This is a genomic window from Pseudomonas sp. MPR-R2A5 (assembly GCF_058793055.1).
In genome coordinates this window covers 22,388-35,708 of sequence record NZ_JBXAFK010000013.1, presented here as the reverse complement: position 1 = coordinate 35,708, position 13,321 = coordinate 22,388, and the positions used below count along the sequence as shown (strand labels likewise).

14 protein-coding genes are annotated in these 13,321 nt (G+C 59.6%); 6 read left to right on the top strand and 8 right to left on the bottom strand.

Annotation, left to right across the window (positions count from 1 at the left end; genetic code table 11):
• Positions 1-308 precede the first annotated feature (308 nt).
• Together ompR and AC1Q6I_RS12010 are read left to right on the top strand one after the other, a co-directional pair.
• Positions 309-1,049 (top strand): osmolarity response regulator transcription factor OmpR, encoded by a 741-nt coding sequence (gene ompR, locus AC1Q6I_RS12015; RefSeq protein WP_024072800.1) that lies wholly within the window; start codon positions 309-311, stop codon positions 1,047-1,049.
• Between the two features lie 117 nt (positions 1,050-1,166).
• A complete protein-coding gene (locus AC1Q6I_RS12010) occupies positions 1,167-2,480 on the top strand; it encodes an ATP-binding protein (protein WP_024072801.1) in 1,314 nt (437 codons plus the stop codon).
• Between the two features lie 89 nt (positions 2,481-2,569).
• On the opposite strand, the gene rimK is transcribed toward AC1Q6I_RS12010, so the two are convergent.
• The 3 genes from rimK to rimA are packed head-to-tail and all read right to left on the bottom strand — an operon-like array spanning position 2,570 to position 4,747.
• On the bottom strand, positions 2,570-3,475 hold the full coding sequence (gene rimK / locus AC1Q6I_RS12005) for a 30S ribosomal protein S6--L-glutamate ligase (protein ID WP_024072802.1): 906 nt from the start codon (positions 3,473-3,475) through the stop codon (positions 2,570-2,572).
• A complete protein-coding gene (rimB, locus tag AC1Q6I_RS12000; protein WP_024072803.1) occupies positions 3,472-3,954 on the bottom strand; it encodes a retropepsin-like aspartic endopeptidase RimB in 483 nt (160 codons plus the stop codon). Before rimB ends, rimK begins: the two co-directional genes overlap by 4 nt.
• A gap of 13 nt (positions 3,955-3,967) precedes the next feature.
• Positions 3,968-4,747 (bottom strand): S6 modification regulatory phosphodiesterase RimA, encoded by a 780-nt coding sequence (gene rimA / locus AC1Q6I_RS11995; RefSeq protein WP_024072804.1) that lies wholly within the window; start codon positions 4,745-4,747, stop codon positions 3,968-3,970.
• A 116-nt stretch (positions 4,748-4,863) separates the two neighbouring features.
• Between rimA and AC1Q6I_RS11990 the strand changes: the two genes are divergently transcribed.
• Entirely contained in the window at positions 4,864-5,271 is a 408-nt protein-coding gene (locus tag AC1Q6I_RS11990; RefSeq protein WP_024072805.1) for an RNA-binding S4 domain-containing protein, read from the top strand.
• A gap of 49 nt (positions 5,272-5,320) precedes the next feature.
• Here the strand turns inward: AC1Q6I_RS11990 and AC1Q6I_RS11985 are convergent, their stop codons facing one another.
• Complete coding sequence (locus AC1Q6I_RS11985) at positions 5,321-6,124, bottom strand: phosphatase PAP2 family protein (RefSeq protein WP_102625248.1); 804 nt, start codon at positions 6,122-6,124, stop codon at positions 5,321-5,323.
• A 126-nt stretch (positions 6,125-6,250) separates the two neighbouring features.
• Between AC1Q6I_RS11985 and hslO the strand changes: the two genes are divergently transcribed.
• Positions 6,251-7,153 carry an Hsp33 family molecular chaperone HslO gene (gene hslO / locus AC1Q6I_RS11980; RefSeq protein ID WP_024072807.1) on the top strand — a complete coding sequence of 301 codons (903 nt, stop codon included), beginning with the start codon at positions 6,251-6,253 and terminating at the stop codon, positions 7,151-7,153.
• Positions 7,154-7,332: 179 nt separating this feature from the next.
• Positions 7,333-8,874, top strand: a complete 1,542-nt coding sequence (locus AC1Q6I_RS11975; protein ID WP_024072808.1) for a phosphoenolpyruvate carboxykinase — start codon at positions 7,333-7,335, stop codon at positions 8,872-8,874.
• Between the two features lie 56 nt (positions 8,875-8,930).
• Here AC1Q6I_RS11975 and AC1Q6I_RS11970 read toward each other — a convergent pair whose 3' ends face one another.
• The 4 genes from AC1Q6I_RS11970 to AC1Q6I_RS11955 form a co-directional block, all read right to left on the bottom strand.
• Positions 8,931-9,782, bottom strand: coding sequence for a DMT family transporter (locus AC1Q6I_RS11970; RefSeq protein ID WP_069075034.1), 852 nt, complete (start codon positions 9,780-9,782; stop codon positions 8,931-8,933).
• 88 nt (positions 9,783-9,870) lie between these two features.
• Positions 9,871-10,227, bottom strand: coding sequence for a DUF1493 family protein (locus tag AC1Q6I_RS11965; RefSeq protein WP_017848567.1), 357 nt, complete (start codon positions 10,225-10,227; stop codon positions 9,871-9,873).
• Between the two features lie 806 nt (positions 10,228-11,033).
• Positions 11,034-11,633, bottom strand: a complete 600-nt coding sequence (locus AC1Q6I_RS11960) for a putative adenosine monophosphate-protein transferase Fic (protein WP_102625256.1) — start codon at positions 11,631-11,633, stop codon at positions 11,034-11,036.
• Positions 11,633-11,803, bottom strand: a complete 171-nt coding sequence (locus AC1Q6I_RS11955; RefSeq protein WP_003236014.1) for a YhfG family protein — start codon at positions 11,801-11,803, stop codon at positions 11,633-11,635. The genes AC1Q6I_RS11960 and AC1Q6I_RS11955 overlap by 1 nt, the downstream gene beginning before the upstream one ends.
• A gap of 175 nt (positions 11,804-11,978) precedes the next feature.
• Here AC1Q6I_RS11955 and AC1Q6I_RS11950 point away from each other — a divergent pair, with 175 nt between their 5' ends.
• On the top strand, positions 11,979-13,154 hold the full coding sequence (locus tag AC1Q6I_RS11950) for a tetratricopeptide repeat protein (protein WP_024072812.1): 1,176 nt from the start codon (positions 11,979-11,981) through the stop codon (positions 13,152-13,154).
• Positions 13,155-13,321: the final 167 nt, after the last annotated feature.

Here is a 13,321-nt window from a genome sequence, read left to right as displayed (position 1 = left end):
CTTGCGAGGCTGGTTGAGCGGCCCGACTGGCGCCGCTGCCTGGGTCAAGAGGCTGCCTATTGACCCTCGAAATCGAAAAAATCACGACAAGCGGGTGAAAAAAGCCCGGCAGTAAGCGGTAACGATCTGACGTTGCCCTGCACGAAGGCGCCGCATTATAACCAGCGTTCTGCCCTTGGGGGGTACTGCGCCAAATGTGAGGCAGGGCACGGGTTCGCTGGCGGTAGAGGAAAAATCTGCTAACAATGCACACGGTGCGTATAACGGCAGCTACGCCATAATGCGCGCCGAGATAAGAGGAGCATCCAATGAGCAGCACTGCACAAACTGCTGAAGGCGAAAAAATTCTCATCGTTGACGACGATCCGGGGCTGAGCAGCCTGCTGGAGCGCTTTTTCAACTCCAAGGGCTATCGTGCCCGCGCGGTACCGAATACCGAGCAGATGGACCGCCTGCTGGGGCGTGAAGTGTTCAACCTGGTCGTACTCGACCTGATGTTGCCTGGCGAAGACGGCCTCACCGCCTGCAAACGCCTGCGCAGCGCAAACAACCAGATTCCCATCATCATGCTGACTGCCAAGGGTGATGAGCTGAGCCGCATCAAGGGCCTGGAACTGGGCGCTGATGACTATCTGGCCAAACCGTTCAACCCTGACGAGTTGATGTTGCGGGTCAAGGCCGTATTGCGTCGCCAGGCACCTTCGGTACCGGGTGCTCCGGGCAGTGAAGACGAAAGCGTCACCTTTGGCGACTATGAGCTGTCCCTGGCCACCCGTGAACTCAAGCGTGGTGACGAAGTTCACATGCTGACTACCGGTGAATTCGCCGTGCTCAAGGCCCTGGTGATGAACGCGCGCCAGCCGCTGACCCGCGACAAGCTGATGAACCTGGCCCGTGGCCGCGAGTGGGATGCCCTGGAACGCTCCATCGACGTGCAGATTTCCCGTCTGCGCCGCATGATCGAGCCGGACCCATCCAAGCCGCGGTATATCCAGACGGTATGGGGTGTGGGTTACGTGTTCGTGCCGGATGGCACCGCAACCAAGTGACCAATGATTTGCAGGGGCGGGTATCCTGGCGATTGGCCCGATGAGGGTCGACGGGATACCCGGCGTCTGCAATTCTGCGAGCGCTGCTCGTTCCTGCAAGGTGTCTAGCTGTCTTCTATGAAAACCCCGCTGTGGTTCCCCCAAAGTTTTTTCTCCCGCACCCTTTGGCTGGTGCTGATCGTCGTTCTGTTCTCCAAGGCACTGACGCTGGTTTATCTATTGATGAACGAGGACGTGCTGGTGGATCGACAATACAGCCACGGCGTTGCACTGACATTGCGTGCCTATTGGGCCGCCGATCCCGAGAACCGCGAGAAGATCGCCAAGGCGGCCACCCTCGTGCGCGTCGCCGGCGCGGGTGTGCCGGAGGGAGAACAGCATTGGCCCTACAGTGAAATCTACCAGCGCCAGATGCAGGCGGAGCTGGGTGAAGACACCGAGGTTCGGTTGCGTATGCACGTTTCTCCAGCGTTGTGGGTGCGCGCGCCGAGCCTGGGTGAAGACTGGTTGAAAGTACCGCTGTACCCGCACCCACTGCGGGGACAGAAGATCTGGAACGTGTTGGGCTGGTTCCTGGCCATCGGCCTGCTCTCGACGGCGTCGGCGTGGATCTTTGTGCGTCAGCTCAACCAGCCTCTCAAACGCCTGGTATTTGCCGCCCGCCAGCTGGGGCAGGGGCGCAGCGTGCGCCTGCCGGTCAGCGATACTCCCAGCGAGATGACCGAGGTGTATGGCGCGTTCAACCAGATGGCGGAGGACGTCGAACAGGCCGGGCGCGAACGCGAGCTCATGCTGGCGGGGGTGTCCCATGACTTGCGTACGCCGTTGACGCGATTGCGCTTGTCCCTGGAACTGATGGGCAACCATACCGACCTGACCGATGACATGGTGCGCGATATCGAGGATATGGACGCGATTCTCGACCAGTTCCTGGCGTTTATCCGCGATGGCCGTGATGAAGTCGTGGAAGAAGTCGACCTCACCGACCTGGTGCGCGAGGTGGTGGCGCCCTACAACCAGAATGGCGAACAGGTGCGTATGCGTCTGGAGCCGATCCAGCCGTTCGCGTTGCGCCGGGTTTCCATGAAGCGCCTGTTGAACAACCTGATCGGAAACGCCTTGCACCACGCCGGTTCCGATGTGGAAGTAGCGGCATATGTGTCCGGCGACAGCGCAGCGCCTTATGTGGTGCTGAGCGTGATGGACCGAGGAGCGGGTATCGACCCTGCGGAGCTGGAAGGCATCTTCAACCCGTTCACCCGTGGCGACCGTGCCCGGGGTGGCAAGGGCACCGGTTTAGGCTTGGCGATTGTGCGGCGGATTGCGTCGATGCATGGCGGTAACGTCGAACTGCGTAACCGTGAGGGCGGCGGTCTGGAGGCGCGGGTGCGCTTGCCGCTGGGGCTGATGTTGCCCAGGGACGCTGTCTAGCAAACAACCCAGATCAAAATAGGGGAGGGGCGGTGCTGTCGCACCGCCCCTCCCGCATTGGGTTATAGATTGCGTCAGGGGCGGTGGTGCTAGCCCTTGCCTTTGGTCCTGGTCATATTCGGCCCGCCACTCTTCTCCAAGTGCTGAATGATGATCCCCGCCACATCCTTGCCGGTGGTAGTCTCGATCCCTTCCAGGCCCGGCGATGAGTTCACTTCCATCACCAGCGGCCCGTGATTGGAACGCAAGATATCCACCCCCGCCACGCTCAACCCCATGACCTTGGCCGCCCGTAGCGCGGTCATGCGCTCTTCCGGGGTGATCTTGATCAGGCTGGCGCTGCCGCCCCGGTGCAGGTTGGAGCGGAACTCACCCGGCTTGGCCTGGCGCTTCATTGCTGCAATCACCTTGTCGCCCACCACGAAGCAGCGGATATCCGCACCGCCGGCTTCCTTGATGTACTCCTGCACCATGATGTTCTGCTTGAGGCCCATGAAGGCTTCGATCACCGACTCGGCCGCCGTCGCGGTTTCGCACAGCACCACACCGATACCCTGGGTACCTTCGAGCACCTTGATCACCAGCGGTGCACCGTTGACCATTTCGATCAGGTCGGGGATATCGTCGGGGGAGTGGGCAAACCCGGTGACCGGCAGGCCGATCCCGCGACGCGAAAGCAGTTGCAGGGAACGCAGCTTGTCCCGCGAGCGCGCGATGGCGACCGATTCATTGAGCGGGTACACCCCCATCATTTCAAACTGGCGCAACACGGCGCAGCCATAGAACGTTACCGAGGCGCCAATACGTGGGATCACCGCATCGAATCCCTCCAGCGGCTTGCCGCGGTAGTGAATCTGCGGCTTGTGGCTGGCAATGTTCATGTAGGCACGCAACGTGTCGATCACCACCATTTCATGGCCACGCTCGGTGCCGGCCTCGACCAGGCGGCGGGTGGAATACAGACGCGGGTTTCGCGACAGCACAGCAATCTTCATGCAGCACCTGGGGTAGAAATTGTAGAGACCGGGAACACCGGCTTGTCTTGAACGTACTTGACGCCGGGATTGACCACCAGGTGGCCGTCAATCAGCGCCTTGGAGCCCAGCAGCAGGCGGTAACGCATGGCCTTGCGGCAGGCCAGGGTGAACTCAACTCGCCACACCCGATCACCCAATGCCAAGGTGGTGCTGATCACGTAGCGCACCTGCGCATGGCCGTTGGAGCTCTTGATGGTTTTCATCGTCACCAGGGGTGCTTCGCAGCGGCGGTGGCGCAGTTGTACAACGCTGCCCAGGTGCGCGGTAAAGCGCACCCACTTCTCACCGTCACGCTCAAAAGGCTCGATGTCGGTGGCGTGCAGGCTTGAGGTGCTGGCACCGGTGTCGATCTTGGCGCGCAGGCCAGCCACTCCCAGGTCGGGAAGTGCTACCCACTCACGCAGACCCACAACGGTCAAATGGTCAAATGTCTTCAATATGGGTAACCGGTCAATTCGCCCAAGCCTTCGGTGTAACCTCGGCCAGGGCTTTGAATGCGGGTTTGGCGAACCAGTATCCCTGCATCAGAAATATTCCGCAGTCGGACAGGAAGTCACGCTCCCCGGCACTTTCGATGCCTTCGGCGATGACAGTAACCCCCAACTGCTCACAGATTGTGACAATCCCCTGGACGATGACCTGCCGGACACGATCCTGGTCGACATCGCGAATCAGCGCCATGTCGAGTTTGATCAGGTCAGGTTGGAAATCAGCCAGCAGATTCAGCCCCGAATAGCCCGCGCCGAAATCGTCGATGGCGGTCATGAAGCCGAATTCGCGGTATTCACGCAGAATATTGGTCAAATGGCGATAGTTATCTACATGCTCGCTTTCCAGTGTCTCGAAAATCAGCTGGTTCAGTGGAAAGTTATGTGCCCGGGCTGCCTCCAGGGTGCTGCGAATGCACAGCTCGGGCCGATAGACGGCATTGGGCATGAAGTTGATGGACAGTCGGGTTTGCATGCCCAGTGCCGCGGCACCGGCAATCGCCAGGGTGCGGCAGCGCTGGTCGAAACGGTAGCGGTTGCTATCGTTGATCTGCTCCAGCACTGACAGCGCCCCTTCGCCATGGGTGCCGCGCACCAGGGCCTCGTGGGCAAAGATCGAATGGTCACGCAGGTCTACGATAGGCTGGTAGGCGAAAGCGAAATCAAAGCCCAGGGGTTCGCTTTGCTGGCACCCCACGCAGCGTTGATCAGGCGAGGTGAGTGAAGTCGGGAATTCGGTCACAGGATATCCTCGCGTAAACAAGTTACTACCTGGCGTATCTTAGGTGAGCCTGGGGGTTTATGCGTCGAAGGGTTTCAACGGTAAAGTTGCGACATTTTTCAGAGCGAGGAATTCAAGTGGCTCAAAAGCAGGAAGAGGAAGAAAAAGTCCGTCTGGACAAATGGTTGTGGGCGGCGCGTTTCTTTAAAACGCGTGCCCTGGCCAAGGCCGCTATCGAGAGCGGCAAGGTGCATCATCGCGGCGAGCGCTGCAAACCGGGCAAGGAGCCGCGGATCGGCGATGAGTTGCAGGTTCGTATAGGTTTTGAAGAAAAGACCGTCGTGGTCCAGGCCCTTTCCACCGTTCGCCGTGGTGCACCCGAAGCGCAAGCGCTGTATGTCGAAACGGAAGCCAGCATCGCCAAGCGCGAAAATGCGGCGGCCATGCGCAAGGCAGGTGCCACCGGCATGACCACCGATGGCAAGCCGAGCAAGAAGCAGCGCCGCGACCTGTTCAAGTTTCGCGGCAGTGGCAATGATGATTAACCTTGTCGAACGGTGGCGGGCTTGTTGTGGCAAGCCCGCTCGCCGCAGGCTAATGCGTTGCCCTTACGACACTGAGTCGACCGATCAGCGGCACTCGCTGAAACAGGCCGAACAGCGGCGCCGTCACGTGTAGCAAAGCGCCCGACACCTTCGCCGCAAACGGCGTGTAATACCCCCACCCCAGCGCCAGCAACGCCAGCAGCACGCCGCCGATGTAATCGTCCTGGCCCCAGTGCGCCCCCGCCACCAGGCGCGGCATCATGAACAACAGCGCCAGGCCCCAGATCACCAGTACCTGGCCAACCCGCCTGGCGAACACGGTCATGAACATCCCCCAGATCAGCAACACCGAAGCATGGTCCCCCGGGAAGCCCTGGCTCGAACGGTCTTTCAGCTCCCAGGCCTTCTCCAGGCCAGGGAAAAAGTCACTCATTTGAATGGCGCCGCTGATGACCATCGACGGGCTGCTGTGTTGCCAGCCCATCTGTGCCGCGAGTTTGGAAAACAGCATGCGGATGAACAGCAACAGCAGCAGAATGCCGACAAATCCTAACGTCGCCTGGCGCACCTGCGCGGCCTTGAATACCCAGTCACCGCGAATCAGCAACGTCAGCAAGATAACCCCGACCACCGCATCAAACGGCCGCAGACTGGCTACGGCCCACGTGTGCAGCCAGGTCGGGCTGGTCGCCAGCGGGTCATTGAGCAGGTGAAACAGCCACTCGTCGAAAATCACACACAGCATCTGGCCCGTGGGCCACAGCCAAAAAACCAGCAGTCCGATAGCGAGTAGATTGCAAAGAGCCCATCGCCGGAGGTTCCACTTGGCTTGGAACAAACCCGGATTGTTCATAAACTGTCCCTCTTCGCTCTATATAAGCTCTCTGTTGCCAGGAGAAAACCGCACCAATTTGGTGCTAAAGCGTTTAATTTTATAAACCTTGTCATCAATTTGTCATCAATTCAGATACCCAGACCTATGACTGATTTACCGGATACCGACTTCACCCAACGCTTCATCTTCGACGAGATCGACGCCCGCGGCGAACTGGTCTCGCTGGAGCGCAGCTATGCCGAAGTCCTTGCCAAGCACCCCTATCCGGAGCCGGTCGCGCAACTGCTCGGTGAGTTGATGGCGGCGGCTTCGCTGCTGGTAGGCACCATGAAATTCGATGGTTTGCTGATTCTTCAGGCGCGGTCCGAAGGCCCTGTTCCGATGCTGATGATCGAATGTTCCAGCGAGCGGGAAATCCGTGGCCTGGCCCGTTACGACGCCGACTTGATCGCCCCGGACGCGACCCTGTCCGACCTGATGGCCAACGGCGTGCTGGCAATTACCGTTGACCCCACCGAAGGCCAGCGCTACCAGGGCATCGTCGACCTCGACGGCGAAACCCTGTCGGATTGCTTCACCAACTATTTCGTGATGTCCCAGCAAGTCGGCACCAAGTTCTGGCTCAACGCCGACGGCATGTGTGCCCGTGGCCTGTTGTTGCAACAATTGCCGGCCGACCGCATCAAGGACGACGATGAGCGCACCGACAGCTGGCGCAAGCTGACCGCCCTGGCGGGCACCCTCACCGCTGAAGAGCTGCTGGCCCTGGATAACGAAACCATCCTGCATCGCCTCTACCACGAAGAGGCTGTACGCCTGTTCGATGCACAGTCCCTGCGCTTCAATTGCAGCTGCTCGCGCGAGCGTTCGGCCAATGCGCTGGTCAGCCTGGGCCTGGAAGATGCGCAGGCATTGGTGGTGGAGCACGGTGGAAATATCGAGATCGATTGCCAGTTCTGCAACGAGCGCTACCTGTTCGATGCTGCCGATGTGGCTCAATTGTTCGCCGGGGCGGGCATTGATACCCCTTCCGATACCCGCCACTAAAACGTTTAAGTACAGGTAAATCACCTGACAAATGCCGGATTAGCGCTGTTCTGACGGGAGGGCCCTACTTTTTTTGGGCTTTTCTGGCATAATCCGGCCCACTTTTTTCGCGGTAGTAGTGCGCAACTTTCTACTACAAAACGTTTGGAGCACTCGGCCATAGGCCGACGGGGAACCTCATGACGCAAGCCAATAACGCCGTATACACCGATCTGAGTGTTGACGATCTGGTCAAAGAAGCCCTGCAGCGCGGTGAAGGCGTGCTTGCCGATACTGGCGCGCTGGTCGTAGAAACCGGTCACCGTACCGGCCGTTCGCCAGTCGACCGTTTCATCGTTGAAGAGCCTTCCACCCAGGACGCCATTGCCTGGGGCCCGATCAACCGCAAGTTTCCGGCCGACAAGTTCGACGCCCTGTGGGCGCGTGTCGAGGCGTTCAACAACGCGCAAGAGCATTTCGTTTCCCACGTGCATGTAGGGGCTTCCGAAGACCACTACCTGGCCGTGAAGATGACCACCCAGACTGCCTGGCAGAACCTGTTCGGTCGTTGCCTGTTCATCAACCCGGCCAAGTACAACCCGGCCGGCCGTGACGAGTGGCAAGTGCTCAACGTGGCCAACTTCGAATGCGTGCCAGAGCGTGACGGCACCAATTCCGACGGTTGCGTGATCCTCAATTTCGCCCAGAAAAAAGTGCTGATCGCCGGCATGCGCTACGCCGGTGAGATGAAAAAAGCCATGTTCTCGGTACAGAACTTCCTGCTGCCGGCTGCCGACGTTTTGCCGATGCACTGCGCCGCCAACATTGGCGAAGCAGGCGACGTGACCCTGTTCTTCGGCCTGTCCGGCACCGGCAAGACCACTCTGTCTGCCGACGAAAGCCGTTACCTGATCGGTGACGACGAACACGGCTGGGGCGAAGGCGTGGTGTTCAACATCGAAGGCGGCTGCTATGCCAAGTGCATCGACCTGTCCGAGAAGAACGAGCCGGTTATCTGGAAAGCCATCAAGCATGGCGCCGTGCTGGAAAACGTCGTCATCGACGAGGCCGGGCACGCCGACTACTCCGATGTCAGCCTGACCCAGAACAGCCGCGCGGCCTACCCGCTTGAGCACGTGGCCAAGCGTTCCGAGAAGAACCTTGGTGGCGAGCCTAACGCGGTGATCTTCCTGACCTGCGACCTGACCGGCGTACTGCCGCCAGTGTCCATCCTCAGCGAAGAACAAGCGGCCTACCACTTCCTGTCCGGCTACACCGCACTGGTGGGCTCGACCGAAATGGGTTCCGGCAGCGGCATCAAGTCGACCTTCTCCACCTGCTTTGGCGCGCCGTTCTTCCCACGCCCTGCCGGTGAGTACGCTGAGCTGCTGATCAAACGCATCCGCGGCTTCGGTTCCAAGGTCTACCTGGTCAACACCGGCTGGACCGGCGGCGGCTACGGCGTCGGCAAGCGCTTCAACATCCCGACCACTCGCGGCGTGATCGCAGCGATCCAGAGCGGCGCGCTGATCGGCGTTGAAACCGAGCACCTCGACACCATCAACCTGGACGTGCCGTTGGCGGTACCGGGTGTTGAGACTGGCCTGTTGAACCCACGTAACACCTGGGCTGACAAGGCGGCTTACGACGAGGCAGCGAAGGCGCTGGCCGGCCTGTTCATCGAGAACTTCAAGAAGTTTGAAGTGAGTGATGCGATCAAGGCTGCGGGTCCGAAGTTGTAAGAGTCAGTCGCTGTTAAAAAGCCGCCCCCAGTGGGCGGCTTTTTTGTGGGCGCTGATCATTGCGCAAGGTGCAGGACTACGGCCCCGACCAGTACCAGCACAACCCCCAGCAGCTGCACCGCCGACAAGCGTTCCTTGAAAAACACAAACCCCAGGATCGCCGCAATCCCGCCTGATAACGTACTGATGACCGTCACTACTGACACCGACCCTGCCATCGCCCCCCACGAAAACGCCGAGAAACCACCCAGGTTCATCACACTCGCGCCGGTCAGCGCCGCGCAGTTTTTCAACGGCGGGATCTTTAGGCCATCCTTGATCTTCAACACCATCACCACCAGCACGCATAGGCCCACCAGGTAGCCGAGCCAGAGCATGGTGATCGCTCCCAGCGTCGGTAGCGTGTAGCGGCCTTGCAACCAGAAACTGGTGCCGTACAGCATCGCCGCGAGCATGGCGTAGGCGATGGAGCGGTTTGACGTGCTGTGGGGGACGCCGTTGTCCTTGTGAATGCTGGAGAGGATTACACCGATGACGCACAGGACAATGCAGCTGAGCTGGATCAGGCTGATGTGTTCGCCGCTCGCCCAGGACAGCAGGGTAGTGACGACGCCGTAGGACGTCACCAGCGGCGCGACGATGGCGGCTTTGCCCAAGGCGAAAGCCTTGGACAGGGCGAGGGCGCCGGAGACGGTGAACAGCGCGGCAGCAATGCCCAGCAGCCAGGTGCTCAGGGAGGCGTTCAGGGCCTTGAGAAGCAAGGCCGGGAAGATCACCAGCAGCAGGGTCATGATCAGGACGCCGAGGGCTTGGCCGAAGTACACCGCGCGTTTAACGCCCACGGCCCGGGCGTTAAGGCCCACGAGAAAGTCTGTGCCACCCCAGAGCAGGGCGGCCAGCAGGCCCATTGTTACATCCATGTAAGGTCCTTGTTGTTTTGAGCGCGGCTCGCCAGGTTAGCGCAGATCCAATGGTGTGCCTGGAGTCGACGGTCGCTCAGCTCAGGTTTTCCAGCGTCTGCGTATCCCAGCTGTGGGTTTTGATCGCCAGGTAGAGCATGCCGATGGTCAGCGGGACCTTTTCGCCACGCCCCTTGGCTCGACGCTTGAGGAACACGTCAAAGACCGGTGGGTTGAAGTAACGATAAGTGTCGTAGTCGCCCAGGTCGAGGGCAAATTCCTGCTCCAGTGCTTCCATGAGTTGCTTGGCTTCACTGCCGTCACAGCCCAGGTCGAAATTGAGTGAGGTTTGCAGGCGGATGGTCTTGTGTTTCGGCAGGCCGATTTCTTCGTGCAGCAGTTGCAGGAGCTGCTGCATCACGGGGTCTTCGGGGAAGTTGGGGGCGAGGTTCATGGTGGGGGCACGCAGGAGTGGGTGAGGGGGAGGGTTGCGTTGGAGGCGGTAACTGTTTCGAGTGACCAGCAAGCGAATGCCGTAGCTAAAAGCGAGCACCGGAATGCTGTCGAATTGTAGCTCGGTTACCCAGCGCGTGGCGCCAAACAGAAGTGTTGGGCTTGTCACTATCAGGGCGAACCCAAGCCACGTTCTGAGGGCAGGGCGCTTCATCTTTCTGTCGAGCAATACGGCGAGTAAGACGAGGGTGATGAGGATGATCCAAAAAGAGTATTCGGTCATCGTTTCACCCACCTTGGTATTGTCGGACGAAGGTTGAGAGTGATCGCTCAGGGCCGACCAGGACATGGCTATTGCCAGGCACCTCTGCAAAGCGCATCACGGTGAAGATGACCCCGTAGTGGCCGATGTGTTGAGTCCTTTCGATGTTCACGGGTTTCTGCCGAAACAGTTGAGAGGGCGTTATTTTCATTCATCTACGGGTAACTTCTGTAGAGGGTTGAACGGGTATTTGAAGCAGTTTGGGAAGAGGATGTCGCGGTGTTTGGAGGTTTCCTACAACCGTTTCTGGCACTGGTGACTTAGCAATGCTTCAACAGGCCAAGCTGCTCAATTGTAGGTGCGAGCGGCTCGCGAAGAACTCAACGCTGCCGCGTTTCTTCTGGTTTACCGCGTCATCGTTGATCAGACCGTTCCCGCGCTCCCGCGTGGGAATGCATCCACCCCTGCCGAGGGTTCAAGCCGTGCGCGGATGGCGGGACGCAGAGCGTCACAGGCGGCGCTCCCATGCTGAGTGTGTGGAACGATCATTGCCCTGTAGGCCTGCTGATACACCGCTCGAAAATCGCCTCCAAGCCCCGATAATCACACGCCACCGCGTCAATATTCGCCGGTATCCATGCCGCGTGCTTGACCAGCCACCAGTTCACCGAATATCCCGCGTTCACGATGATCTGTTCAAACAAAATCCGCTGCGCCCGGCCGTTGCCCTCGCGGAAGGGGTGGATGACGTTGAGGTCTCCATAGGCCTCGGCGACCTTGCTCACCAACTCGGTTTGGCTCTCGCCGATAAACCAGTTTGCCTCGGCCATCTGCCGGATGATCTTCGCGGCTTCTGGTGGGATGCGTTCCGGGGTGCAGAACAGGGTGTCGCCTTTCTGGATGTTGACGCTGCGCAGTTCACCGGCCCAGTCGTAGATGTCACCGAACAGGGTGCGATGGATGTGTTGCAGCCGTTCAAGATCGTAGGGCGGCGGGAAGAGTGGGAGGCCGCCTACGGCGATTTCGGATAATTCCCGCTCGGCCTGGTGCAGGCGCGCTTCATCGTGCAAATCGAGGCGGTTGCGCAGGACGCTGCTACCGGGGTAGCAGTACGGATCCTGGCCCACCCCGTATTTGTCGAGCATCAGCGTGGGGTGTTGCGGTACTTGGCGAGGACAGCTTCACGGGTCGGCAGGGGTTTGTCGACATCGGCGGGTTGGGTGTCGAACCCTTCCAGGCGCAGGCTGGCCAGGTAATTGGAACGGCGGATCTTGTGATAGTGATCCTGTTTTTGCTCAAACGTCAGTTCGCTCATCGCAGCGTACTCCTGGGTAGCAAGGTTTGATTGTAGCGCAATGCGTCAGCGGGCAGGCGGGATAAAAACCACGTCACATTTTGTATAAAAAGTCCGCCGGCGTGCTGAATTCAGCGTATGTTTCACCGCAAAATCTTGTAGGACGATTCCGTCCACTACTTAAAGGGAGTTAAGCATGGGTTTGCTTCGTGTCGCTTCGGCGATGTCTTTGTGCGCAGTGGCGTTTTCGATCCAGGCCGAGCAGTTGCCGATCGAGGTGCTCAGCGCAGTGGTCAAGGATCAGAAAATCGCCGACGCCGAAGTGTTGCTGCAACGCAACGGCGCGCAGAACGTGGTAGGCCGTACCAACGCCCAGGGCCAGGTGACCCTCACCAGCGAAGCCGCTGATGATGCCAGCAACCTGTTGATCATCAAGAAGCCCGGCTACTCAAACCTGGTGGTGAAGTGTCCGTGCAAAGGCATGACCTACGCCATCAGCCCAGTGATGGAAAACCTCGACGGCCTGCGTGTGGTGCTGACCTGGGGCAAGACCCCGGAAGACCTCGACTCCCATATGATCTTCCCTGGCAACAATATCTATTTCGAGAATCAGAAAGGTACCGATGCCGAGCTGGACGTGGATGACGTCGACAGCTACGGCCCGGAAACCATCACCCTGCAGAAAAAACACTACGGCGAAAGCTACGTATATGCCGTGCATGACTTCACCAACATCGCCAACCCGGGTTCGCGCCAACTATCCAACAGCGAAGCCAAGGTGTTCGTGTATATGGGCCAGTCCCTGGTGCGCACCTACTACGTGCCGAAAAACCGCAGTGGCAACCTGTGGACCGTGTTCCGCATGACGGGCAGCGGTGACTTCCAGGACATCAACACCTTCAGCGGTGTGAATGTGGACGCCAAGGATGTGCTCAACGAAGTCAAGCCGTTGCTGGATGACAGCGTCGCGGTGGCAGCCGTGGCTGTCAGCTCTTCCGCACAAACGGATGCGAAGCGTCTGAACCTGCAAGGGGAGGCGGCCTACCAGGCGGGCAAGCTGGATGAAGCCATCGACCTGTTCCGTCAGGCCATCGAGCTGGACAACGGCTTCGGCAAAGCCTACGGCAACCTGGGCCTGGCGTATCAGAAAGCCGGCAACACCGCCGAGTCGATCTGGGCCAACCGCAAGGCCATCGCCCTGGCGAGCGGCGCCAATGCCGCAACCGTGCGGGCCGGTGCCTACTACAACATCGCGCGGATCTACGAAGCGGCGGGGCAGTTCGCGGATGCGTTGCGTCATTACCAGTTGGCCAAGGAGCAGAAGGCCAATCCAGTGTATGACACGGCCATCGAGCGGGTGCAAAACCGCTGATCCAGCCGTAGCGCAGCTCTAAAAATGTGGGAGGGGGCTTGCCCCCGATAGCGGTGGATCGGTTACTCATAACTGACGGATCTACTGCCATCGGGAGCACGCCCTCTCCCACATTTGGTTTGTGGCGTTCCTGCAGACCCAGTCGAACTTGTCGCATTTGGCCCAAG